Genomic DNA, 20385 nt, shown 5'->3' with positions numbered 1-20385 from the left:
GAGAGCCCTCATGAGTGCTGCCCCCGCGGCCTTCGCCGCCCTGTTCCAGCCGTGGACCATCCGCTCGGTCACCATCCCGAACCGGGTGTGGATGGCCCCGATGTGCCAGTACAGCGCCGAGGCCTTCGGCCCGGACGCCGGAGTGGCCCGCGACTGGCACTTCGCCCACTACGCGGCCCGCGCCACCGGCGGCACCGGCCTGATCATCCAGGAGGCCACGGCCGTCGCCCCGGAGGGCCGGATCTCCCCGTACGACCTCGGCATCTGGAACGACACCCAGGTCGAGGCACTGCGCCGGATCACCGCCTTCCTGAAGACCCAGGGCGCCGTCCCGGGCATCCAGCTCGCCCACGCCGGCCGCAAGGCCTCCACCGACCGCACCTGGAAGGGCGGGCGCCCCGTCGGACCCGACGCGCACGGCTGGCAGCCCAGCGCCCCGAGCGCCGTGCCGTTCGCGGAGGGCCACCCGGTCCCGCACGAGCTGACGGTCGGGGAGATCGGGGAGGTCGTGGAGCAGTTCGCGGCCGCCGCCCGGCGCTCGCTCGACGCCGGCTACCAGGTCGTCGAGATCCACGGCGCCCACGGCTACCTGATCGGCCAGTTCCTCTCCCCGCACAGCAACCGGCGCACCGACGAGTACGGCGGCTCCTTCGAGAACCGCACCCGCCTCGCCCTCGAAGTCGTCGACGCCGTACGGGCCGTGTGGCCCGAGGAGCTCCCGCTGTTCTTCCGGATCTCCGCCACGGACTGGCTGGAGGGGGACGGCTGGACCGCCGACGAGACCGTCCGGCTGGCCGCGCTGCTCCAGGAGCACGGGGTCGATCTGCTCGACGTCTCCACCGGCGGGCTCGCCCCCGGCGTGACGATCCCCCTCGGCCCCGGCTACCAGGTGCCCTTCGCCGCCCGGGTCAAGGCGGCGACCGCCCTCCCCGTCGCCGCCGTCGGCCTGATCACCGAACCGGAGCAGGCCGAGAAGATCCTGGCCAACGGCGAGGCCGACGCCGTCCTCCTGGGCCGGGAGCTGCTGCGCGACCCGTACTGGGCCCGCCGCGCGGCCGCCGAGCTCGGCGCCGAGATCCGTACGCCCGACCAGTACCACCGCTCCTGGTGAACCGGGTGCGGCGCGACGGCACCCCAAGCCCCGCGCCGCACCCCCACCGGCCTGATCGCACCTCACGGTCATACGACGGTTCTCGTACGATGGACCCGACCAAGGATCACCCGAGCGAGTGGAGCCAAGGACATGACGGAACGTGACGCGGCCCGTGCCCTGGCCCACCCCCAGCCCGCCGGGATCCGGCTCGAAGCCGTCCTGCACGCCCTGTCCGACCCGGTCCGCCTCGCCATCGTCCGCGACCTCGCGGCCACGGACGCCGAGCTGGCCTGCTCGTACTTCGAACTCCCGGTCACCAAGTCCACGACCACGCACCACTTCCGCGTCCTGCGCGAGAGCGGTGTCGTACGCCAGACCTACCGCGGCACCGCCAAGATGAACGGGCTGCGCCGCATCGAGCTGGAGGAGCTGTTCCCCGGGCTCCTCGACAGCGTCCTCACCGCGGCCGCCGCCGAGGAGGCGCGGCTCGCCGCGTCGCCCGCGGCCACCTGACGGGCCCGTCGGCAACCGGCCCGCCAGGACCCGGCCCGCCAGGACCCGGCCCGTCAGGACCCGGCCCGCCGAAGCACGCCCGCCGAAGCCCGCCCGGCAGAGCCCGCTCGTCAGCCCGTCCGGCTCGCCGCGCCCAGCAGGCCGGTCCAGTCCGGGATCTTCACCGAGCGACGGCCCAGCGAGCGCCCGAGCTCCGCCTCGGCCGCCTCGATGGCCAGCCAGCCCGGCCACTCCACCGGGCTCAGCCCCGCCTCCCGCAGCGCCTCCAAGGGGTCCCGCGGCAGCGCGCGCCGGGCCAGCGCCCCGGCGTCCTGCAGCAGCGAGGACGCCGTCTCCTTGGCGCAGGGCCGGTTGGTGCCGATCACCCCGGTCGGGCCGCGCTTGATCCAGCCCGCCACGTACTCCCCGACCGAGGCGCGGCCCGCGCGCACGATCCGGCCCGCCGCGTGCGGGACCGTACCGGTCGCCTCGTTGAACGGCAGCCCCGGCAGCGGGACCCCCTGGTACCCCACCGAGCGCAGCACGAGCTGCGCCGGGATGTCCTCGTAGACGCCCGTCCCACTGACCCCGCCCCGGCCGTCGGGGGCCGTCCGCTCGAAGCGCATCCCGGTGACGCGCCCGTCCGGCCCGCCGAGCACCTCCACCGGACGCAGGAAGAACCTCAGCGCGATCCGCCGCCCGCCCCCGCGCGGGGGGTCGGCGGCCCAGCCGCGCAGCACTTCCACATTGCGCCGGTTCACCGCGGGCAGGGCCGCGCCCGGGTCCGCGTACGCCGGGTCCACGGCCATCTCCGCGGGGTCCGCCACGGCGTCCACGCCCGGCATAGTGCCCAGTTCGCGGAGCTCCTTGGTGGTGAACTTGCCCTGCGAGGGCCCGCGTCGGGCCACCATCTGCACCTCGCGCACCCCGCTCGCGCCGAGCGCCCCGAGCGCCGGGTGGGGCATGTCGGTCGGAGCCAGCTCCGGTACGCCCCGGGCCAGGATCCGCGTCACGTCCACGGCGACGTTGCCCGCCCCGACCACGATCGCCGCGCCCACGCCGGGCAGGTCGAAGGCCTCGGCCGCCGCGTCCGGGTGGCCGCTGTACCAGGACACGAAGGCCGTCGCGGAGTGCACCCCGGCCAGTTCCTCGCCCGGAATCCCGAGCAGCCGGTCCCGAGCGGCACCCACGCAGTACACCACCGCGTGGTACAGCTCCAGGAGCCGGTCGGTGGACAGGTGCGGACCGCCGACCTCGACGTTCCCGAGGAAGCGGATCCGCTCGTCCTCCAGCACGGTGCGCAGGTTGCCCTGCAGGGACTTGATCTTCTCGTGGTCGGGGGCCACCCCGTACCGCACCAGCCCGTACGGGGCCGGCAGTCGGTCGAGCACGTCGACCCGTACGCCCGGGACCTCGCGCTGCTGGACCAGTGTCTGAGCGGCGTAGACCCCGCTGGGGCCCGATCCGACGACGGCGATACGAAGCACGGCGGAGCTCCTCCCGCAGGTGCTCCCAGCATGACACCGGGCACCTGCGGCGTCAGCCCATCGCGCGCATCCGGTGGATCTCGGCGCTCTGGGTGGCCACGACCTCGTTGGCCATCTCCTCGACGGCGACGTTGTTGCCGCCGGCCAGCGCCTCGCCGGCCATCTTCAGGGCGCCCTCGTGGTGGGTGATCATCAGCCGGAGGAAGAGCCGGTCGAACTCCGGACCCCTGGCCGCCGCCAGCTCGTCGAGCTGCGCCCGCGTCGCCATGCCCGGCATCGCGCCATGGTCGTGGCCGCCGGTTGCGGTGCCGCCGGTTGCGGAGCCGGGGGTCGCGGAGCCGGGGGTGGGCGCCGGGTGGAGCCCCAGCCACTTCTCCATCGCGCCGATCTCGGGCCGCTGGGCGGCGCTGATCCGCTCGGCGACGCGTCTGACCCCTTCGGCCGAGGCCCGCTCCGGCGCGAGGGCGCTCATCTCCAGGGCCTGGCGGTGGTGCTCGACCATGTTCCGCACGTACGTCTGGTCGGCGGTGTTGGGGCTGTCGTCGGGCCGCTCCTTGGCGGCCTGTTCGGGGGAGAGGGTGCGGGACTTCTCGCCCGGCTTGCCCGGAGCGATCACCGCGGCGGCACCCTCCTTCGGCCCGTCCCCGCCCTCTTCCTCGCAGCCGGTGACGGCGAGGAGCAGGGAGGCGGCCAGGGTCGCCCCGGCCATTCGGTGAAATAAGACTTTTGCCATGTCCATGAAAGGAAGATACTGCCGGGGTCCTGGTTCCGTTCCCATCCCGAACGGAACCGACAGGACTCCCATGGGAGGCACAGTGACCTCGTTGCGCACCAGCAGAGTGGGGACCAGGAGCCTGGGGGCCGCCGTCGCGGCGGCAGGGCTCCTTGCCACGCTCCTCTCCGCGGCCCCGGCATCCGCGACCCCGGATCCGGGGGACTTAACGCCGGGCGCGGCCCGCTCCCGGCAGAGCGCGGACGCCGCTCCGGAAGGCCGGGAGCTCGCACCCGGTGAGATCCCCGGCAAGGACGAGATCGTCCACAGCCGGAACATCAAGCACCTGGCCAACATCCCCAGCACCGACTCCACCGTCATCAACTCCGACCTGGCATTCCAGGGGAAGTACGCCTACGCGGGCAACTACTCCGGGTTCACGATCTACGACATAGGCAACCCGAAGGCCCCCAAGACGGTCTCCCAGGTGCTCTGCCCGGGCGGCCAGAACGACATCTCGGTCCAAGGGGACCTGCTCTTCCTCTCCACGGACTCCTCGCGCAGCGACGATTCCTGCAACAGCGTGTCGCAGCCCGCCACGGAGAAGTCCTCCTGGGAGGGCATCAAGATCTTCGACATCAAGGACAAGAAGAACCCGAAGTACATCAAGTCCGTCGAGACCAGCTGCGGTTCGCACACCCACACCGTGGTGCCGGGTCACCGCGGGGACGTCTACCTCTACGTGTCCTCGTACTCGCCGAACGAGGCCTTCCCGGACTGCAAGCCGCCGCACGACGGCATCTCGGTGATCAAGGTCCCGAAGAAGGCGCCGACGCAGGCCGCGGTCGTCTCCTTCCCGATCCTCTTCCCGGACGGCGGCAACCCGGGCGGACCGGTCAACCCGGGCGTCTCCAAGACCACGGGCTGCCACGACATCACCGTGCTGCCGTCCAAGAACCTGGCCGCCGGCGCCTGCATGGGTGACGGCATCCTCTTCGACATCAGCAAGCCCGAGGAACCGCGGGTGATCGACCGGGTCCAGGACAACGTGAACTTCGCGTTCTGGCACTCGGCCACCTTCAACGAGCAGGCGAACAAGGTGGTGTTCACCGACGAGCTCGGCGGCGGAGGCGGCGCCACCTGCAACGCGGTCGTCGGCCCGGACCGGGGCGCCGACGGCATCTACGACATCACCGGCCGGGGCGACCAGCGCAAGCTCGTCTTCAAGAGCTACTTCAAGATCCCGCGCCACCAGGCCGACACCGAGAACTGCGTGGCCCACAACGGCTCGCTGATCCCGGTCGGCGGCGGCCGCGACATCATGGTGCAGGCCTGGTACCAGGGCGGCGTCTCGGTGTGGGACTTCACCGACTCCACCAAGCCCAAGGAGATCGGCTACTTCGAGCGCGGTCCGCTCAGCACGGACACCCTCGGGGTCGGCGGCTCGTGGTCGGCGTACTACTACAACGGGCACATCTACTCGAACGACATCGCCAAGGGCCTCGACGTGCTGAGGCTCGACGACTGGCGCACCGAGAGCGCCAAGTGGGTCTGGATCGACCGGCTGAACGTCCAGAGCCAGCCCGAGTACCGGTAGCGGCAGGCAGCCCGCACCTAGCGCGGAAACGTTCCGTCGGGCGGTCCGCCGTCCGGCGGGACACCGAGCTCCCAGTCCAGCCCGTAGCGCTGGAACAACTCGGCCCGCAGCCGGGGCCCCGGCATCGGGGCCCCCGGCAGCAGCACCGCGACCACCGCGCCCATCAGCAGCGCCCGCAGCAGCGGGTAGTCCGTGTCCACGTCCGGCGAGCCGTACCGGGTGACGGTGTCCCTCAGCAGCTCGGCCAGCCGCTGCTGCTCCGGGCACTGGACGAAACCCTCCGCCTGGAGGATGCCCGCCATGTGCGTGCGCATCAGCAGCGGATGGTCGCGGGCCAGCCCGAGGATCGCGTCGATGGCGCGCGCGAGCCGTTCGCGGCCGTCGTCACTGCGCGGCTCGCGCTCCAGCGCCGCCTCCAGGGTGAGGTGCATCAGCCGGTGCACGGCCGACTGGAGCAGTTGCCGCTTGCCCGGGAAGTAGTACGAGACCAGGCCGCGCGCCGCCCCCGCCCGGTCGGCGATGTCGCCGAGGGTCGTGGACTCGTACCCGCGTTCGCCGACGAGGTCGACCGTGGCCTGGAGCAGCCGCTCGCGGGAACGTCTGCGCAATTCTTCATTGACCGATGCGCTGCGCGGGGACATGCTTACTCCTGCGTTGACTGGCTTCCAGCCAATATACTCAGCGCACGGGGCCGTCTGCTCTGGGCGACGCGGGGGATCGCCCAGAGCAGGCACTCCCGCACGGCGCCCGGCTATGCGGAACTTCCTCTGTCATATGCCTATCCGGCGCCCGATAGCCGTGCATATGGTGTGGGTCCGGACCATCCCGGGCCGTCACCCCTCCCGGCTCCCCACGGGAGGGCTGCCGCGCGCCGGCGGCCGCCCACGCTCAGGGCAGGTCCAGGGTCGGGGATTCGGGCTCGTACTGGTGCGCCGCGTCGCCCTGCCACTCGATCAGCGCCGACTCGCCGCCGAGGGCCACCTCGTCCGGCTCCGGCACCTCGATCCGGCGCAGGAACTCGATCACGTCCGCATCCGAATGCGCGACGCCGAGGGAGGTCTCCGTCCCCTGCACGCGGATGGTGACCCGCCGGCCGCCCGAAGCGGAGATCCGGTGCACGACGATCGGCGCATGCTCCATCCCCCCAGCCTGCTGCCGGATCGCGGCGGACGCATCCGGGCCGGGGCGCGCGGGTGCGCGGCGGCTACGTCAGCGCGCTCAGCGCGGGTACGAAGGCCACCAGCAGCGGCACCACGGGCACCAGCGTGGCCAGCGCCGTCAGCTGGACCCGGCGCCCCGCCGACAGCCGGGGCGCGGCCGACAGCAGCCGCCGGACCCGCTGCGGGACGTGTGCCTCCGGAGCCGAGCCGGGCCCGAACACACCGCTGTCCTCGTTCAGCCCCACCAGCGCCAGCGCGACGGTGAGCCGCCCGAACCGCCGCGAGGCCACGTCGTCCGCGGCCAGCTCGACCAGCCGGTGCATCTCCTCCTCGAACGCGGCGAACACCGGCACCTGCGGGAACCCGCCGGACAGCGCCCGCGAGCAGTGCAGCAACCAGTCGTGCCGGGCTGCCGCGTGCCCCTGCTCGTGCGCCAGCACCGCGTCCAACTGACTGCCCTTGAGCCGCCCCAGCGCCGCCGTCGTGACCACCAGCCGCGGGGCCGCGCCCGGCAGCCACCAACTGGCGGGCCGCTCGCCCTCCAGTACGACGAGCCGTACGCCGGCGGGGTCCTCTCCCGGCATCAGCGGGGCCCGTACCAGCAGTTCGGCCCCCTGCGCGCGCCGCCGGGCGCGGGCCCGCAGGATCTCCCGCGTCAGCATCGCGCCGGTCCACAGCCCGCAGCCGGCCAGCGCGAGGGCGGTGCCGACGGCCCAGGGGCCGCCCGAGGCACCCAGGGCGTAGGCGTCGACCACCCCGGTCGGGGCCACGGCGAACAGCCGGCCCCGGACCGCCTGCCAGGCGGCGGCCGCGCTCAGCAGCATCGACAGCGCGAAGCACAGCAGCACGGCGCCCACCACGCACTGCCACACCCACAGGGCGACGACGGGTTCACGCTCGGGCCACCGGGCCCGGGCCAGCAGACGGGGGGCCAGCACCGCGGTCAGGGCGCCGAGCAGCAGGAGAGCTGCGGGGACCATCATGCTCCCCACCTTATGAGCGCCCGGCTACCTGCGGGTACGGTCCGGGTGATTGGTGACGCAGCACACTTCCGCTCCTGGCCTCACATGGTCAGCAGCATCGCCAGCATCCCCGTCCCCATGGCCAGCCGGCAGGCCCGGATCAGCTCGGTGCTCCCGCCCCGCCCGCCCCGGTCCCCGGCGCCACCGGTGTCGGCGCCCGCGGCGGCCGTCGCGCCGACCGTGACCAGCCGGGCCCCGCCGAGCACCACGTACCCGGCGTAGTAGACGAGCAGCAGCCCGGTCAGCAGCGGCAGTCCGGCCGTGCCCGCGTGCCCGTGCCCCGGCCCGGAGGCGGCCGCCAGGGCCATGTAGACCATCGTCAGCGAGCCCACCAGGTGGTGGGTGTGGTGCGCACCCTCCCGCAGCAGCCACACCGAGTGCAGCGCGGCGGCGCAGAAGACGACCAGCAGCACGGGCCCCTGCCAGCCCCCGCCCGTCCCGAGCGGCAGCGCCATCAGCGCCATCCCGAACCCCATCAGGGCCTCCCCGGCGGCCGCCGACCCACCGCGCGAACCGCGCCCCGTTCTGCGCACCCGCAGCAGGCAGTAGGCACCGCTCGCCGTGCACAGCAGGACGAGCAGCCAGGCGGAGACGGAGGAGGAGAGGGACATCGCGGGACCGTGCACGGCGGAACCTCCCGGTTCGTCGGCGTCACCGGAAGAGATGCCCGTGCGGAGAGGTCCGCACGCCGTGCAGGGTTAGGCTCTCTGTGCCGGACCAGGCATGTCATATGCCCAGCACCCGAACGGAGCCACCCGATGCCCACCGCCGAATCCAACACCCTGAGCTTCCGCAGTGCCGTCGAGGCCGACGTGCCGCAGCTCGTGGAGCTCGTCGAATCGGCGTACCGGGGAGACGCCAGCCGGGGCGGCTGGACCACCGAGGCGGACTACCTGGAAGGGCAGCGGACCGACGAGGACGGCGTCCGCCGGGTCATCGAGACCCCGGACGGCACCCTTCTCGTCGTGGAGCGCGGGGGCGAGCTCGTGGCCTGCTGCCAGCTCGAACACCGCGGGGACCACGTCTACTTCGGCATGTTCGCGGTCCGCCCCGGGCTCCAGGGCGCCGGTCTCGGCAAGGAGATTCTCGCCGAGGCCGAGCGTCGCGCCCGGGAGCAGTGGGACGCCAAGGAGATGCGGATGACGGTGGTGAACGTACGGGAGGAGCTCATCGCCTACTACGTGCGCCGCGGCTACCGGCGCACCGGACAGATGAGCCCCTTCCCGTACGGGGACGAGCGCTTCGGCATCCCGCTGCGCGAGGACCTGGCCTTCGAACTGCTCGTCAAGTCGCTGTAGTCGCGCCGGCGCCGCCCGTCAGGCCGTGAAGCGGCCCGTGCTGCGGATCTCCGGGAAGTCGGTGGCCGCGCCGTCCAGTTCGAGCGCCCGCGCCAGTCGCAGCTGCTCCAGGGAGTTGACCGTCCAGCCCGTCACCCGCAGCCCGGCAGCGTGCGCCGACTCCACGGTCTCCAGCGTCAGCCGCCGGATGTTCAGAGCGACCGTTTCCGCATGCGCGGCCAGCGCCCGCGCCACGATGTCGTCCGCGTCGCTCCCGCTCTGATCCGCCCGGAGCGCGGTCCGTACGCCCGGCACGAGGCGGGCGACCGCGCCGAGCAGCGCGTCGTCGGGGGATGCCACCTCCACCCGCGCGGTGAGGTCCCGGCTCAGCAGCACCTCGGCGAGCACCCCGGCGGTGCCCCGGTCCCGGACCGACACCTGGAGCGGGGCCCGGACGGCGTCCAGTACCTCCTCCAGGACCGGCACGTGCTGGCCGTCACCGGCGTCCAGCTCGCGCAGCTCGGCCAGGGTCAGGTCGGCGACGGCGCCCGAGCCGTCGGTGGTCCGGTCCACCTCGGCGTCGTGCAGGACGACCAGGGCGCCGTCCTTGCTGAGTCGCAGATCCAGCGCGATGACGTCCATGCCGGAGCGTTCCGCGCGGGTGAACGACCGCAGGGTGTTCTCCGGTTCGACACCCATGACCCCGCGGTGACCGATGGTGAGGAAAGTCAAGGTTCTCTCGCTTCCGTCGACGGCGGCTCCCCGCACGGCGGCGGTGTCCCGACCGGCCGCGCGCGGTGAGGACGCATGCTAGTGCGCCGCGGGTGCGATGAGACCGCCCGTGCAACGGCCCGCACGCGCCTTCCGGCCGTTGCCCGTCCGGGCCTTGGGGCCGCGGCGGGCGCCGGGGCGGGATTGCGGCGTCACCCGGGCGTGGGCGCGTCCCCACCGGCTTGACGTTCCGGCAGGCGCCGGGTTCTGCCTCTTCTCTTGCTTCTTCGAGGTATGACTACTAGTCATATTCCTAACCGAAATAAGCGCGCACGGGACGCAACCCTGGAGGCATCGTGAAGTTCTCCGTGATCTTCGAAGCGCAGCTGGCCGACCCGACGGCGGAGCGGGAGCACCAGGTCATCCGCGACTGCGTCGAGCAGGCGGTGCTGGCCGAGCGGATGGGATTCGACCGGATCTGGGCGGTGGAGCACCACTCCCTGAAGTGGTACGCACACATGTCCGCGCCCGAGGTCTTCCTGACCTGGGTCGCCGCCAGGACGAGCACCATACGCATTGGGCACGGTGTCGTGTGCATGCCCTTCAACTTCAACCACCCGGTCCGGGTCGCCGAGCGGGCCGCGATGCTCGACCTGCTGTCCGGCGGGCGCCTGGACCTCGGCGCGGGACGCGGCGGCACCGTGCAGGAGACCTCGCTGTGCGGGGTCGACCGGGACCGCACGGCGGCGGAGGTCGAGGAGGCGCTGCGGATCATCGGCAAGGCCTGGCAGGAGGAGGAGCTGGAGTACCACGGGGAGCTGATCGACATCGGCCCGCACCCGATCCTGCCGAGGCCGCAGCAGCGCCCGCATCCGCCGCTGTTCCTGGCGTGCAGCCGGGGCGAGACCCTGATGCAGGCCGCCGAACTGGGAATCGGGGCGCTGGTGATGGGCTTCGCAGGCCCCGCGTCGATCGCGGCCATGCGGTCCGTCTACGACGCCGCCATCGCCGGGCGGGACGGCGGCCGGTTCGTGTCCACCGTCGTCAACGACCACTTCTCGGTCCTCTGCCCGACCATCGTGCTCGACGACGCGGCCGAGGCGCGCCGGATCGGCATCCGGGGCCAGCGGTTCTTCGCCCAGTCCATCGGCCACTGGTACGGAGGGGCCGGCGTCCCGGACGAAGCCGTGGTCGAGGGCGCCGACGAGGCGGCGGACATGCGCAGGGCCGCCGAGCAGGTGGTGGCCCGGCTGAACGAGCAGGACATCCCGGTCCGGCCCACCTCCAGGGCCACCTTCAACGCCGACCACGCCTACGGCAGCGCCGACGACGCCATCGCCTACGTCGAACGGCTCCGGGAGGCGGGGGCCGATGAGGTCATGTGCCTGATCCAGATGGGCACGGTGCCGCAGGAGGCCTGCCTGGAGACCCTCCGGCAATGGGGCGAGAAGGTCATCCCGCACTTCGCCGGGCAGCGGTCCGGCCGGACCGCGTGAGCGCCGCCGGGACGCCGGGACCCGACCGGCTCGACCCCGCCGCCCGGCCCTACGCGGATGCGCTGGCCGCCCGCTTCCCCGACCTGGGCGGGGCCGTCACCGACGCGGTCGAGGCCCGCCGGATCCTCGCTGCGGCTGCCGGTTCCGCGACGCAGTCCCCGCCCCCGCTCCCGCCCGCCGTGGGCGCCGTGCTGGACCGCGAGGTCCCCGGGCCCGCCGGGGCGCCGCCGGTCCCGGTGCGGATCTACCGCCCCGACCCGCGGCTCTGGCCGGGGCCCCGGCCGACCGTCGTGTACTGCCACGGAGGCGGCTGGGTCCTGTGCGACCTCGACAGCCACGACACCACCGCCCGGGAGCTGTGCCGGGCCGCCGGCGCGGTCCTCGTCTCCGTCGACTACCGCCGCGCCCCCGAGGCCCGCTTCCCCGCCGCCGCCGAGGACGCGTACGCCGCCCTGGCCTGGGCCGGAGAGCACGTGCGCGAGCTGGGCGGCGACCCGGCCGCACTGGTGGTCGCGGGGGACAGCGCGGGCGGGAACCTCGCCGTCGCCTCGCTGCTGCTGACCCGGGAGCGCGGGGGGCCGGCGGTCGCGCTCCAGGTGCTGCTCTACCCGGTGCTGGACGCGGCCCAGGACACCGCGTCGTACCGGGACAATGCCAGCGGGTACTTCCTGAGCGCCGCGCACATGCGCTGGTTCTGGGAGCAGTACCTGGGGCCGGACGGATACGGCGGGCATCCGCTCGCCTCACCCCTGGTGGCCGACCTGAGCGGGCTCCCGCCCGCGCACGTGGTGGTCGCCGGGTGCGATCCGCTGCGGGACGAGGGTGAGACGTACCACTACCGGCTGATCGGGAGCGGGGGCCGTTCGGCCCTGGACGGGCACCCCGGGATGTTCCACGGATTCCTCGCGCTGGCGGCCGTACTCCCGCATGCCAGGCAGGTCTTGGAGCAACTGGGCGGAGTAATCGCTTCCACCCGAAAGGACGGGAAGAATTTCGGTGAAGAAGGGGGTCGGGCAGGATAATTTCCCGTGCTGCCTCTTGAGTAGGAGAGCCTCACATGCCTACGCTGTCTTTACGTGAGGTTCTCCTGTGGAGGAAGTGACATGACGGAAACTCTTGTGCCGGGTGTCGGCGGTACCGTGATATCCGCTGGCGCGCGGGTGGTCGACCACCCTGCGTGGCCCGAGCTCAAGGCCGCCGTGGAGGAGATCCGCCCCTGGCAGTCCAAGGACGGCTCCATCGACTTCGAAGCCGATGGCGCTCCCGCCCGGGCCGCCGCCGAGGCCGCCGTGGAGCGGGTGATCGCCGGGGTCGAGACGCTCTCCCCGCTGCTCCCGCACGCCGCCTCCTACCACCGGGCGCTCGTCGCCGACCTGCGCAAGTGGGCCGCCGACGGCTTCCAGGTGCCGGACTTCCTCGACTCCCTGCTGGCCTTCCACCCGGCCGCCGGGCGCGAGGACGGGCTCCAGCACCTCGTCGTCTTCCCGATGTACACGCAGAACGGCAACCCGGACCGCAATCTGGAGGCCGTCGCGCTGAAGATGGTGTGGCCCGAGTGGCTCGCCGAGCTGGAGCGCACCCGGTACGACAACCCGCTCTTCCTCGGCATCACCTTCGAGGACTTCACCCCGGGTTACGACACCAACTCCGCCGTGCTCTTCCCGGAGACCATCGCCGTGCGCGAGGCCCCCGAGCGCTTCACCTGGGGCGGCATCTTCTGCGACCGCGAGGCCGCCCGCTACCGCAAGGTCACCGCGGCCGCCGTGGACATCCTGGGCATCACGCTGCCCGAGGACATCGCCGCCATGGTCGACGACCAGGAGCGCTGCGAGAAGGCCTTCGTCCTGTGGGACATGGTCCACGACCGCACCCACAGCCACGGCGACCTGCCGTTCGACCCCTTCATGATCAAGCAGCGCCAGCCGTTCTGGATGTACGGCCTGGAGGAGCTGCGCTGCGACCTCACCGCCTTCAAGGAGGCCGTGAAGCTGGAGTCCGAGGGCAACGAGCACGGCCGTGACGTGCAGTACGCCGTGCTGTTCGACCGGATGTTCCGCTTCCCGGTCTCCGGCGACCGCAACCGGAACTACGACGGCCTCGGCGGCCAGCTCCTCTTCGCGTACCTCCACAAGCACGACGTCGTACGCTGGACGGACAACAAGCTGAAGATCGACTGGATGCGGGCCCCGCAGGTCACCAACCAGCTGTGCGCCGAGATCGAGGACCTCTACCGGGCCGGCATCGACCGCCCGAAGCTCGTCCACTGGTTCAAGGCCTACGAGCTGGTCTCCACCTACCTCGCCCCGCACCCGGGATCCAAGTGGGCCAAGGGCCCCGACGCCCTGGACATGACGCAGCCGCCGCGCAAGCTCGTGGACGACGTGCTTGCGGACGAGTTTCCGCTCAGCATGTTCTATGAGGCCCTCGCCAAGAAGCTCAAGGGCGTGATCGCCTCGACCAAGGGCATCACGGCCCTGAACGCCGAGCACGCCGAGCGGGTCGCCGCGTGAGCACTCGCCCACAGGAGGCTGCACAGATGAACGGCTCCGGGAACGGCAACGGGAAGCTCCACGGAGCGGTGGTGGCGGTGGCCGGGGCCGGCGGGCCCGCCGGCCGCGCCACCCTGCTCCGCCTCGCCGAGGCGGGCGCCGTGGTCGTGGCGTCCGACGCCGACGCGGGACGGCTCGCGGAGGCCGTGGACGCCGCGCGCTACGCACACGGCGGCGCCACCATCACCGGTGACACGGTGGACCTGCTCGACCTGGGCGCCACCAAGGCCTGGGCCGAGCAGACCGAGAAGGAGTTCGGCCGGGTCGACGGCCTCGTCCACCTGGTGGGCGGCTGGCGCGGCAGCAAGACCTTCACCGACGTCGACCTCGCGGACTGGGACTTCCTGGAGAAGCTCCTCATCCGCACCGTCCAGCACACCTCGCTCGCCTTCCACGACGGGCTGCTGCGCAGCGACCGAGGCCGGTACGTGCTGGTCAGCCAGTCCGGTGCGCACAAGCCGGTCGCCAACAACGCCGCGTACAACGCGGGCAAGGCGGCCGCCGAGGCCTGGACGCTCGCCATGGCGGACTCCTTCCGCAAGGCGGGCGGCGAGGACGGTCCGAGCGCGGCGGCTGCGATCCTGGTCATCAAGGCACTGGTGCACGACGCCATGCGCGCCGAGCGTCCCAATGCGAAGTTCGCGGGCTTCACCGACGTCAAGGAGCTGGCCGAGGCCATCGCCGGCGTCTGGGAGCGGCCCGCCCCCGATGTGAACGGACAGCGTCTGTGGCTCACTCCGCAACCGTGAGGACCGCTACCGGGAAGACCGACGCCCGCCGGCACCACGACCCGGCGGTGCGCGGCTTCGCGAGCGACAACTACGCGGGAGTCCACCCGGAGATCCTCGAAGCCATCGCGCTGGCCAACGACGGCCACCAGGTCGCCTACGGCGAGGACGAGTACACCGAGCACCTCCAGAAGATCATCCGCAGCCACTTCGGCCCGTACGCCGAGGCCTATCCGGTGTTCAACGGCACCGGCGCGAACGTCACGGCCCTCCAGGCCCTGACGGACCGCTGGGGCGCGGTGATCTGTGCCGAGTCGGCGCACATCAACGTCGACGAGGGCGGCGCGCCCGAGCGGATGGCGGGGCTCAAGCTGCTCACCGTCCCGACGCCGGACGGCAAGCTCACCCCCGAGCTCATCGACCGGCAGGCGTGGGGCTGGGAGGACGAGCACCGGGCGATGCCGCAGGTCGTGTCGATCACCCAGAACACCGAGCTGGGCACGGTCTACACCCCGGACGAGATCCGGGCGATCTGCGAGCACGCCCACGGCAAGGGTATGAAGGTCCACCTCGACGGGGCCCGGATAGCCAACGCCGCGGCCTCGCTCGACGTGCCGATGCGGACCTTCACGAACACGGTCGGCGTGGACGTGCTGTCGTACGGCGGCACCAAGAACGGCATGATGTTCGGCGAGGCCGTGGTGGTGCTCAACCCGGACGCGGTCCGGCAGATGAAGCACATCCGCAAGATGTCGATGCAGCTCGCGTCCAAGATGCGTTTCGTTTCGGTGCAGTTGGAGGCCCTGCTCGCGAAGGACCTGTGGCTGCGCAACGCCCGGCACGCCAACGCGATGGCGCAGCGGCTGGCGGCGGGGGTCCGGGAGACGGACGGGGTGGAGATCCTCTATCCGGTGCAGGCGAACGCGGTGTTCGCGCGTCTGCCGCACGAGGTGTCCAGGCGCTTGCAGAAGCGTTTCCGCTTCTACTTCTGGGACGAGGCCGCCGGCGACGTCCGCTGGATGTGCGGCTTCGACACCCAGGAGGAGGACGTGGACGGCTTCCTCCAGGCGCTGAAGGAAGAGCTGGCCCGCTAGCCCCTCTCTGGTTGCATAGCTATGCCCCCACCCGTAAATCTATTGATCTACGGTCGGGGGCGTAGCTATGCTCCGGGCCATGGAGCTGATCCAGCAGAACCCAGATATTCATGCCTATTTGGCGTCGGATGAAGTCATCGACCACTGGCACCCCCTGGTGCAGGAAACCGCAGACGGTCTGTGGTCGGCCACCGGCGACGCATATTCATACGCCAAGGCGGCCTTCGAGTTCGTCCGTGACGTGATCCCGCACTCCGCGGACTCGGGAGACCCGCGCGTCTCCTGGCGCGCCTCGGACGTACTGGGCACCCGCAACGGCATCTGCTACGCGAAGTCCCACGCCCTGGTCGCCCTGCTGCGCGCCCAGGGCATCCCCGCGGGCCTGTGCTACCAGCGCCTGACCCTCGGCGAGGACCGGAGCTCCGGGCACGCGGTCCACGGCCTCGTCGCCGTCCGCCTGCCCGGCGCCGAGCGCTGGTCCCGGGTCGACCCGCGGGGCAACAAGCCCGGCGTGGACGCGCGGTTCACCCTGGAGCAGGAGCAACTCGCCTTCCCCGTCCGCCCGGAGCAGGGCGAGCTCGACCATCCCGAGCTGTACGCCGCCGCGCACCCCGCCGTGCTCAAGGCCCTGCGGGAGTCCGCGGACCGAACGGCGCTCTGGCGGAACCTTCCGACGGCTCTGTAGCGGCCCCGGCCGCCGCGGGCCCCCGTGCGGCCACCAGGGCGTGCAGCAGGGCTGACGCCAGCAGCAGTACGGAGATCCCGGCCAGCAGCACCCGCGGCGGGGCCTCGGCGGCGAGCCCCACGAGGGCCGCACCGAGCGACGCGGCCGTCACCTTGAGCCCCGCGCCGAGGGTGAACACCTGGGTCCGTACCGCGTCCGGGGCGTACTGCGACCGGATGCGGAGCGTGGCCGTCAGGATCGGCCCGTCACACACCCCCGCGGCGGCGAACAGCGCCACGCCGACGGGGAGGGACGTGGTGAACGAGGCCCCGGCCAGCGCGACCCCGGTTGCGGCCATGGCCCAGCGCGCCAGGCGCCCCGGAGGCACGGCCGTGATCCGGCCCAGGGTCAGGGTGCCGGCCAGCGCGCCCACCGCGAAGGCCGTCATGAGCAGGCCGCCGGCGCCCGGGCTGTCGAGCCGGGTGGCCAGCAGCACCGAGACAGTGGTGAGCGAGCCGATGCCGACGAAGGCCAGGGTCGTCGCCGAAGTGATCGCCCGCAGCTCGTGGATCCGCCACAGGGCGACGAGCCCCGCCCCGAGCCCGGCGCGAGGGCCGCTGGAGGGGGTGCCCGCGCCCGGATCCCCGTACGGGAGGGTCGCCGCCAGCACCGCCGCCAGGGCGCCCGCCACGACGAGCAGCGCCATCGCGGGCCCGGCCGAGAGCAGGGCCGCGATCAGGCTGACCGCGGCCGGCGCCGTGATCGAAGCGGCGTTGTAGGTGGACGCGTCCCAGCTGTACGCCCGGTCGCGCCCGGCCCCGGCCGGGACCAGGCCCGTGACCAGGCTGGACATGCCGCCCGTCACCATCGGCCCGCAACTGCCGCCGATGACCGCCACCACGAGCACCAGCGGGGCGGGCGCCCGGCCCAGCAGCGCGGCCAGTACCGCCGCGGCGACCGTGAACCCGGCGAGGGCGCCCACGTGGAACAGCCGGGGCCGCCGGGCCCTGGCGGCGGCCGCCCCGGCGAGCGGGGCCGCCAGCACGTGCGGTGCCAGCCAGGCGGTCAGTACGAAGGCCCCGTGGGCGGCGCTCCCGGTGCGCTCGACCGCGAGCAGCACCACGGCCATGGCCATGCCCTCGGAGGCGAACCGCGCGGCCAGTGCAGCCGCCAGGTACCGCCCGAACCCGTGCATCCCCGGTCCCCTCCCCGCCGTATGCATCGAACGTTAAGGCGAAAGGGTCGCGGCGCGGCGGACTCCCGTTCAGATCGCCGGCTCACCGCGCCCCGAACGCACGGTGCGGCCCCGCCGTCGCCGACGGGGCCGCACCACGGTCACGCGTTCGCGGGCCGAGGTTCAGCCCGCTTCCTTGACCTGCGCCGGCGTGGGGGCGGTGCCGCCCAGGTGGGCAGGCAGCCACCACGAGTCCTCGGCGCCCTTCGGCTGGGCCGGGTACGCGCGCTGCGCGGCTTCCAGCAGCTCCTGCACGCGCTCGCGCAGCCGGCGGGTGATGGCTCCGGCGTACTGGTCGGCGGGAGCGTCGATCGGCTCGCCCACCCGCATCGTCACCGGGATGTGGCTGCGCTTGAGGTTCTTCGGGCGGCCCTTGGTCCACAGCCGCTGGGTGCCCCACAGCGCCACCGGGATCAGCGGCACGCCGGCCTCCTGCGCCATGCGCGCGGCACCCGACTTGAAGCTCTTGAGGGTGAAGGACTGCGAGATCGTCGCCTCGGGGAACACTCCGATGATCTCGCCGGCCCGCAGCGAGTCCAGGGCGTGCTGGTACGCCGTCTCACCCTGCTTGCGGTCCACCGGGATGTGCTTCATCGCGCGCATCAGCGGGCCGGACACCTTGTGCCGGAACACCGACTCCTTCGCCATGAAGCGCACCAGGCGCTTCTGCGGCCGCGCCGTCAGGCCCGCGAAGATGAAGTCGAGGTAGCCGATGTGGTTCGACACCAGGACCGCTCCACCGGTCCGCGGGATGTTCTCGGTGCCCTTCATGTCGATACGGATGTCCAGCGCGCGGAACAGCCCGTGCGCGGCGCCGATCACAGGAGGGTAGACGAGCTCAGCCATGGTGGGGAGACCCCGCTTTCTGCCTGGGGAGGTGCTCCCGGCCGGAAGTTACGGCTGCGTAGGTTACGCGGCCATGGGGATCGTGCCCCATACGCGGGCTGCTGGCCAGCCCAGACGCCCGTGCCCGGCGAGATTCTCGTCACGCCGGGAATGCGGCGCACGTGCCGGGCGCTCGATGGTGCGTACGAGCGTACGGCGATGATGTACCGATACGACGGCGGCGACGGGAGGCACGAGGTGCGCGGGGACGAGGGCGGCGGCCGGCTGGGCGCCGCGGAACTGGGTGCGGAGACGGGGGAGCGCGCCAGCCTGGTGCAGTTCTCCAGCGCCTTCTGCCAGCCCTGCCGGGCCACGCGGCGGATCCTCGCCGAGGTCGCGGACATGGTCGAAGGCGTCGCGCACATCGAGGTCGACGCGGAGAAGAACCTGGATCTGGTGCGGGCCCTCGGCATCGAGAAGACCCCCACCGTGCTGGTGCTGGACGCCGGCGGCGGGATCGTCCGGCGAGCCGCCGGGATGCCGCGCAAGGCGGACGTGATCGCGGCCCTGGGCGCCGCGATATGACCGCCGCGCCGGTACGCGCGCCCGCACACAGCGTGACGCGCCCTACATCTGCCCGATGCGGCTTGACTGTGCGCAGGGGTGATCGCCAGGCTGGCGACATGCGGTATGAACTCCTGCTTTACGGACGGGGAACCCCCTCATGACGGCTCCGACGGTCCCGTCGCCCCGCTCGGGCGCAGGCCTGCCCGGCTCGCCCGAGCTGCTGCGCTCGGTGTTCCGCCGCCATGCCGCGGGAGTCGCCGTGATCACCGCCGCGGGCGACGCGGGACCGGTGGGATTCACCGCGACCTCGCTCAACTCCGTCTCAGCCGACCCTCCGCTGCTGTCCTTCACGATCGGCACCGGGTCCTCCAGCTGGCCCGCGATACGCGACTCCGAACACCTCGGCGTCCACATACTCGGTGAGGACCAGAGGGAGCTGGCCGGCCTGTTCGCCCGGAGCGGAGCCGACCGCTTCGGCCCGGCCACCGAGTGGGCTCCGGGGCCGCGCGGGGTTCCGGTGCTGGACGGCGTCCTGGCGTGGCTCGTGTGCCGCGTCGTGGCGCGGGTGCCGGCCGGTGCGCACCGGGTGATCATCGCGGAGGCGGTTGCCGGGGACCCGGTGGGGGAAGGCCGACCCCTGCTGTACCACCAGGGACGCTTCAACGCGTTGCGCGACTGAATCGTCCCTGCTCGGGCGGGTTCGGGTGGCGTTGGCAAGGTCACAGTTCGCCGACCTTGCAACCCGGCTCCACCCACGCTGTACTGACGAGTAACATTCCCTTCGGAGCGCGGGCCGCCCCGACCGGGATCCGCCCAACATGGCGCCTATGCTGCCTGCACAAGGCGGTACCAGAAATGACGATGCGGTAGGAGAGCCGGCGTGAGCCTGAGGATCGTTGTCTGTGTGAAGTACGTGCCCGACGCCACTGGCGACCGGCAGTTCACCGAGGACTTGACCGTCAACCGTGACGACGTCGACGGCCTGCTGTCGGAGCTCGACGAGTACGCCGTCGAGCAGGCGCTGCAGATCGCCGACGAGGCCGACGACGCGGAGATCACCGTCCTGACGGTGGGCCCCGAGGACGCGAAGGACGCGCTGCGCAAGGCGCTGTCGATGGGTGCCGACAAGGCCATCCACGTCGAGGACGACGACCTGCACGGCTCCGACGTCATGGGCACCTCGCTGGTGCTCGCCAAGGCGATCGAGAAGGCCGGCTACGACCTGGTCATCACCGGCATGGCCTCGACCGACGGCACCATGGGCGTCCTCCCGGCGATCCTGGCCGAGCGCCTGGGCGTCCCGCAGGTCACCCTGCTGTCCGAGGTCAAGGTCGAGGACGGCACCGTCACCGGCCGCCGCGACGGCGACTCCGCGAGCGAGCAGCTGGAGGCCTCCCTCCCCGCGCTCGTCTCGGTGACGGACCAGTCGGGCGAGGCCCGCTACCCGTCCTTCAAGGGCATCATGGCCGCCAAGAAGAAGCCGGTGGAGTCCTGGGACCTGGAGGAGCTGGAGATCGAGGCCGACGAGGTCGGCCTGGAAGGCTCCTGGACCAAGGTCGACTCCGCGGCGCAGCGTCCGGCGCGCACCGCCGGCACGATCGTCAAGGACGAGGGCGAGGGCGGCAAGCAGCTGGCCGAGTTCCTGGCCGGCCAGAAGTTCATCTAAGAGCTTCGGCC

Annotated in this window: 22 protein-coding genes; 13 read left to right on the top strand and 9 right to left on the bottom strand. The window is 72.3% G+C overall.

Annotation, left to right across the window (positions count from 1 at the left end):
* The first annotated feature begins 10 nt into the window (after nucleotides 1-10).
* Together AB0M99_RS01755 and AB0M99_RS01750 are read left to right on the top strand one after the other, a co-directional pair.
* Nucleotides 11-1111 (top strand): NADH:flavin oxidoreductase/NADH oxidase, encoded by a 1101-nt coding sequence (locus tag AB0M99_RS01755; RefSeq protein ID WP_365916416.1) that lies wholly within the window; start codon nucleotides 11-13, stop codon nucleotides 1109-1111.
* Nucleotides 1112-1243: 132 nt separating this feature from the next.
* Nucleotides 1244-1606 carry a helix-turn-helix domain-containing protein gene (locus AB0M99_RS01750; RefSeq protein ID WP_365916414.1) on the top strand — a complete coding sequence of 121 codons (363 nt, stop codon included), beginning with the start codon at nucleotides 1244-1246 and terminating at the stop codon, nucleotides 1604-1606.
* A 110-nt stretch (nucleotides 1607-1716) separates the two neighbouring features.
* On the opposite strand, the gene AB0M99_RS01745 is transcribed toward AB0M99_RS01750, so the two are convergent.
* Entirely contained in the window at nucleotides 1717-3072 is a 1356-nt protein-coding gene (locus AB0M99_RS01745; RefSeq protein WP_365916412.1) for an FAD-dependent oxidoreductase, read from the bottom strand.
* Between the two features lie 52 nt (nucleotides 3073-3124).
* Entirely contained in the window at nucleotides 3125-3781 is a 657-nt protein-coding gene (locus AB0M99_RS01740) for a DUF305 domain-containing protein (RefSeq protein ID WP_365916410.1), read from the bottom strand.
* A 94-nt stretch (nucleotides 3782-3875) separates the two neighbouring features.
* Between AB0M99_RS01740 and AB0M99_RS01735 the strand changes: the two genes are divergently transcribed.
* The gene (locus AB0M99_RS01735; RefSeq protein ID WP_365916408.1) at nucleotides 3876-5381 is read left to right on the top strand and encodes a hypothetical protein; all 1506 of its coding nucleotides are present in this window, start codon (nucleotides 3876-3878) and stop codon (nucleotides 5379-5381) included.
* Between the two features lie 17 nt (nucleotides 5382-5398).
* On the opposite strand, the gene AB0M99_RS01730 is transcribed toward AB0M99_RS01735, so the two are convergent.
* The 4 genes from AB0M99_RS01730 to AB0M99_RS01715 all read right to left on the bottom strand — a co-directional run bounded on the left by AB0M99_RS01730 (nucleotide 5399) and on the right by AB0M99_RS01715 (nucleotide 8174).
* A complete protein-coding gene (locus tag AB0M99_RS01730; protein ID WP_365916406.1) occupies nucleotides 5399-6022 on the bottom strand; it encodes a helix-turn-helix domain-containing protein in 624 nt (207 codons plus the stop codon).
* A 247-nt stretch (nucleotides 6023-6269) separates the two neighbouring features.
* Nucleotides 6270-6521, bottom strand: a complete 252-nt coding sequence (locus tag AB0M99_RS01725) for a hypothetical protein (RefSeq protein ID WP_365916404.1) — start codon at nucleotides 6519-6521, stop codon at nucleotides 6270-6272.
* 64 nt (nucleotides 6522-6585) lie between these two features.
* Nucleotides 6586-7524, bottom strand: coding sequence for a M48 family metalloprotease (locus AB0M99_RS01720; protein WP_365916402.1), 939 nt, complete (start codon nucleotides 7522-7524; stop codon nucleotides 6586-6588).
* A gap of 80 nt (nucleotides 7525-7604) precedes the next feature.
* The gene (locus tag AB0M99_RS01715) at nucleotides 7605-8174 is read right to left on the bottom strand and encodes a DUF5134 domain-containing protein (RefSeq protein ID WP_365916400.1); all 570 of its coding nucleotides are present in this window, start codon (nucleotides 8172-8174) and stop codon (nucleotides 7605-7607) included.
* A 147-nt stretch (nucleotides 8175-8321) separates the two neighbouring features.
* On the opposite strand from AB0M99_RS01715, the gene AB0M99_RS01710 reads away from it, so the two are divergent.
* Complete coding sequence (locus tag AB0M99_RS01710) at nucleotides 8322-8861, top strand: GNAT family N-acetyltransferase (RefSeq protein ID WP_365916398.1); 540 nt, start codon at nucleotides 8322-8324, stop codon at nucleotides 8859-8861.
* A gap of 18 nt (nucleotides 8862-8879) precedes the next feature.
* On the opposite strand, the gene AB0M99_RS01705 is transcribed toward AB0M99_RS01710, so the two are convergent.
* Entirely contained in the window at nucleotides 8880-9572 is a 693-nt protein-coding gene (locus tag AB0M99_RS01705; protein ID WP_365916396.1) for a glycerophosphodiester phosphodiesterase family protein, read from the bottom strand.
* A gap of 335 nt (nucleotides 9573-9907) precedes the next feature.
* Between AB0M99_RS01705 and AB0M99_RS01700 the strand changes: the two genes are divergently transcribed.
* The 6 genes from AB0M99_RS01700 to AB0M99_RS01675 all read left to right on the top strand — a co-directional run bounded on the left by AB0M99_RS01700 (nucleotide 9908) and on the right by AB0M99_RS01675 (nucleotide 16103).
* A complete protein-coding gene (locus tag AB0M99_RS01700; RefSeq protein ID WP_365916394.1) occupies nucleotides 9908-11047 on the top strand; it encodes an LLM class flavin-dependent oxidoreductase in 1140 nt (379 codons plus the stop codon).
* Entirely contained in the window at nucleotides 11044-12069 is a 1026-nt protein-coding gene (locus AB0M99_RS01695) for an alpha/beta hydrolase (RefSeq protein ID WP_365916392.1), read from the top strand. The genes AB0M99_RS01700 and AB0M99_RS01695 overlap by 4 nt, the downstream gene beginning before the upstream one ends.
* Before the next feature lie 81 nt (nucleotides 12070-12150).
* Complete coding sequence (locus tag AB0M99_RS01690) at nucleotides 12151-13557, top strand: DUF6421 family protein (RefSeq protein WP_365916390.1); 1407 nt, start codon at nucleotides 12151-12153, stop codon at nucleotides 13555-13557.
* A 26-nt stretch (nucleotides 13558-13583) separates the two neighbouring features.
* Entirely contained in the window at nucleotides 13584-14345 is a 762-nt protein-coding gene (locus tag AB0M99_RS01685; protein WP_365916388.1) for an SDR family NAD(P)-dependent oxidoreductase, read from the top strand.
* Complete coding sequence (locus AB0M99_RS01680; protein ID WP_365916387.1) at nucleotides 14342-15418, top strand: low specificity L-threonine aldolase; 1077 nt, start codon at nucleotides 14342-14344, stop codon at nucleotides 15416-15418. Before AB0M99_RS01685 ends, AB0M99_RS01680 begins: the two co-directional genes overlap by 4 nt.
* A gap of 79 nt (nucleotides 15419-15497) precedes the next feature.
* Nucleotides 15498-16103 (top strand): transglutaminase family protein, encoded by a 606-nt coding sequence (locus AB0M99_RS01675; protein WP_365916385.1) that lies wholly within the window; start codon nucleotides 15498-15500, stop codon nucleotides 16101-16103.
* Here AB0M99_RS01675 and AB0M99_RS01670 read toward each other — a convergent pair.
* On the bottom strand, nucleotides 16039-17277 hold the full coding sequence (locus AB0M99_RS01670; protein ID WP_365916383.1) for an MFS transporter: 1239 nt from the start codon (nucleotides 17275-17277) through the stop codon (nucleotides 16039-16041). The two genes, AB0M99_RS01675 and AB0M99_RS01670, sit on opposite strands and share 65 nt — an antisense overlap.
* 162 nt (nucleotides 17278-17439) lie before the next feature.
* The gene (locus tag AB0M99_RS01665) at nucleotides 17440-18162 is read right to left on the bottom strand and encodes a lysophospholipid acyltransferase family protein (RefSeq protein WP_365916381.1); all 723 of its coding nucleotides are present in this window, start codon (nucleotides 18160-18162) and stop codon (nucleotides 17440-17442) included.
* A gap of 198 nt (nucleotides 18163-18360) precedes the next feature.
* On the opposite strand from AB0M99_RS01665, the gene AB0M99_RS01660 reads away from it, so the two are divergent.
* The 3 genes from AB0M99_RS01660 to AB0M99_RS01650 all read left to right on the top strand — a co-directional run bounded on the left by AB0M99_RS01660 (nucleotide 18361) and on the right by AB0M99_RS01650 (nucleotide 20374).
* Nucleotides 18361-18726 carry a thioredoxin family protein gene (locus tag AB0M99_RS01660; RefSeq protein WP_365916379.1) on the top strand — a complete coding sequence of 122 codons (366 nt, stop codon included), beginning with the start codon at nucleotides 18361-18363 and terminating at the stop codon, nucleotides 18724-18726.
* Between the two features lie 139 nt (nucleotides 18727-18865).
* Complete coding sequence (locus AB0M99_RS01655; protein ID WP_365916377.1) at nucleotides 18866-19387, top strand: flavin reductase family protein; 522 nt, start codon at nucleotides 18866-18868, stop codon at nucleotides 19385-19387.
* Between the two features lie 201 nt (nucleotides 19388-19588).
* Nucleotides 19589-20374 (top strand): electron transfer flavoprotein subunit beta/FixA family protein, encoded by a 786-nt coding sequence (locus AB0M99_RS01650; protein WP_365916375.1) that lies wholly within the window; start codon nucleotides 19589-19591, stop codon nucleotides 20372-20374.
* The last annotated feature ends 11 nt before the right edge of the window (nucleotides 20375-20385 follow it).

It is taken from the genome of Streptomyces sp. NPDC051183 (assembly GCF_040682455.1).
GTDB lineage: Bacteria > Actinomycetota > Actinomycetes > Streptomycetales > Streptomycetaceae > Streptomyces.
This window is presented reverse-complemented; position numbering and strand designations above follow the sequence as displayed.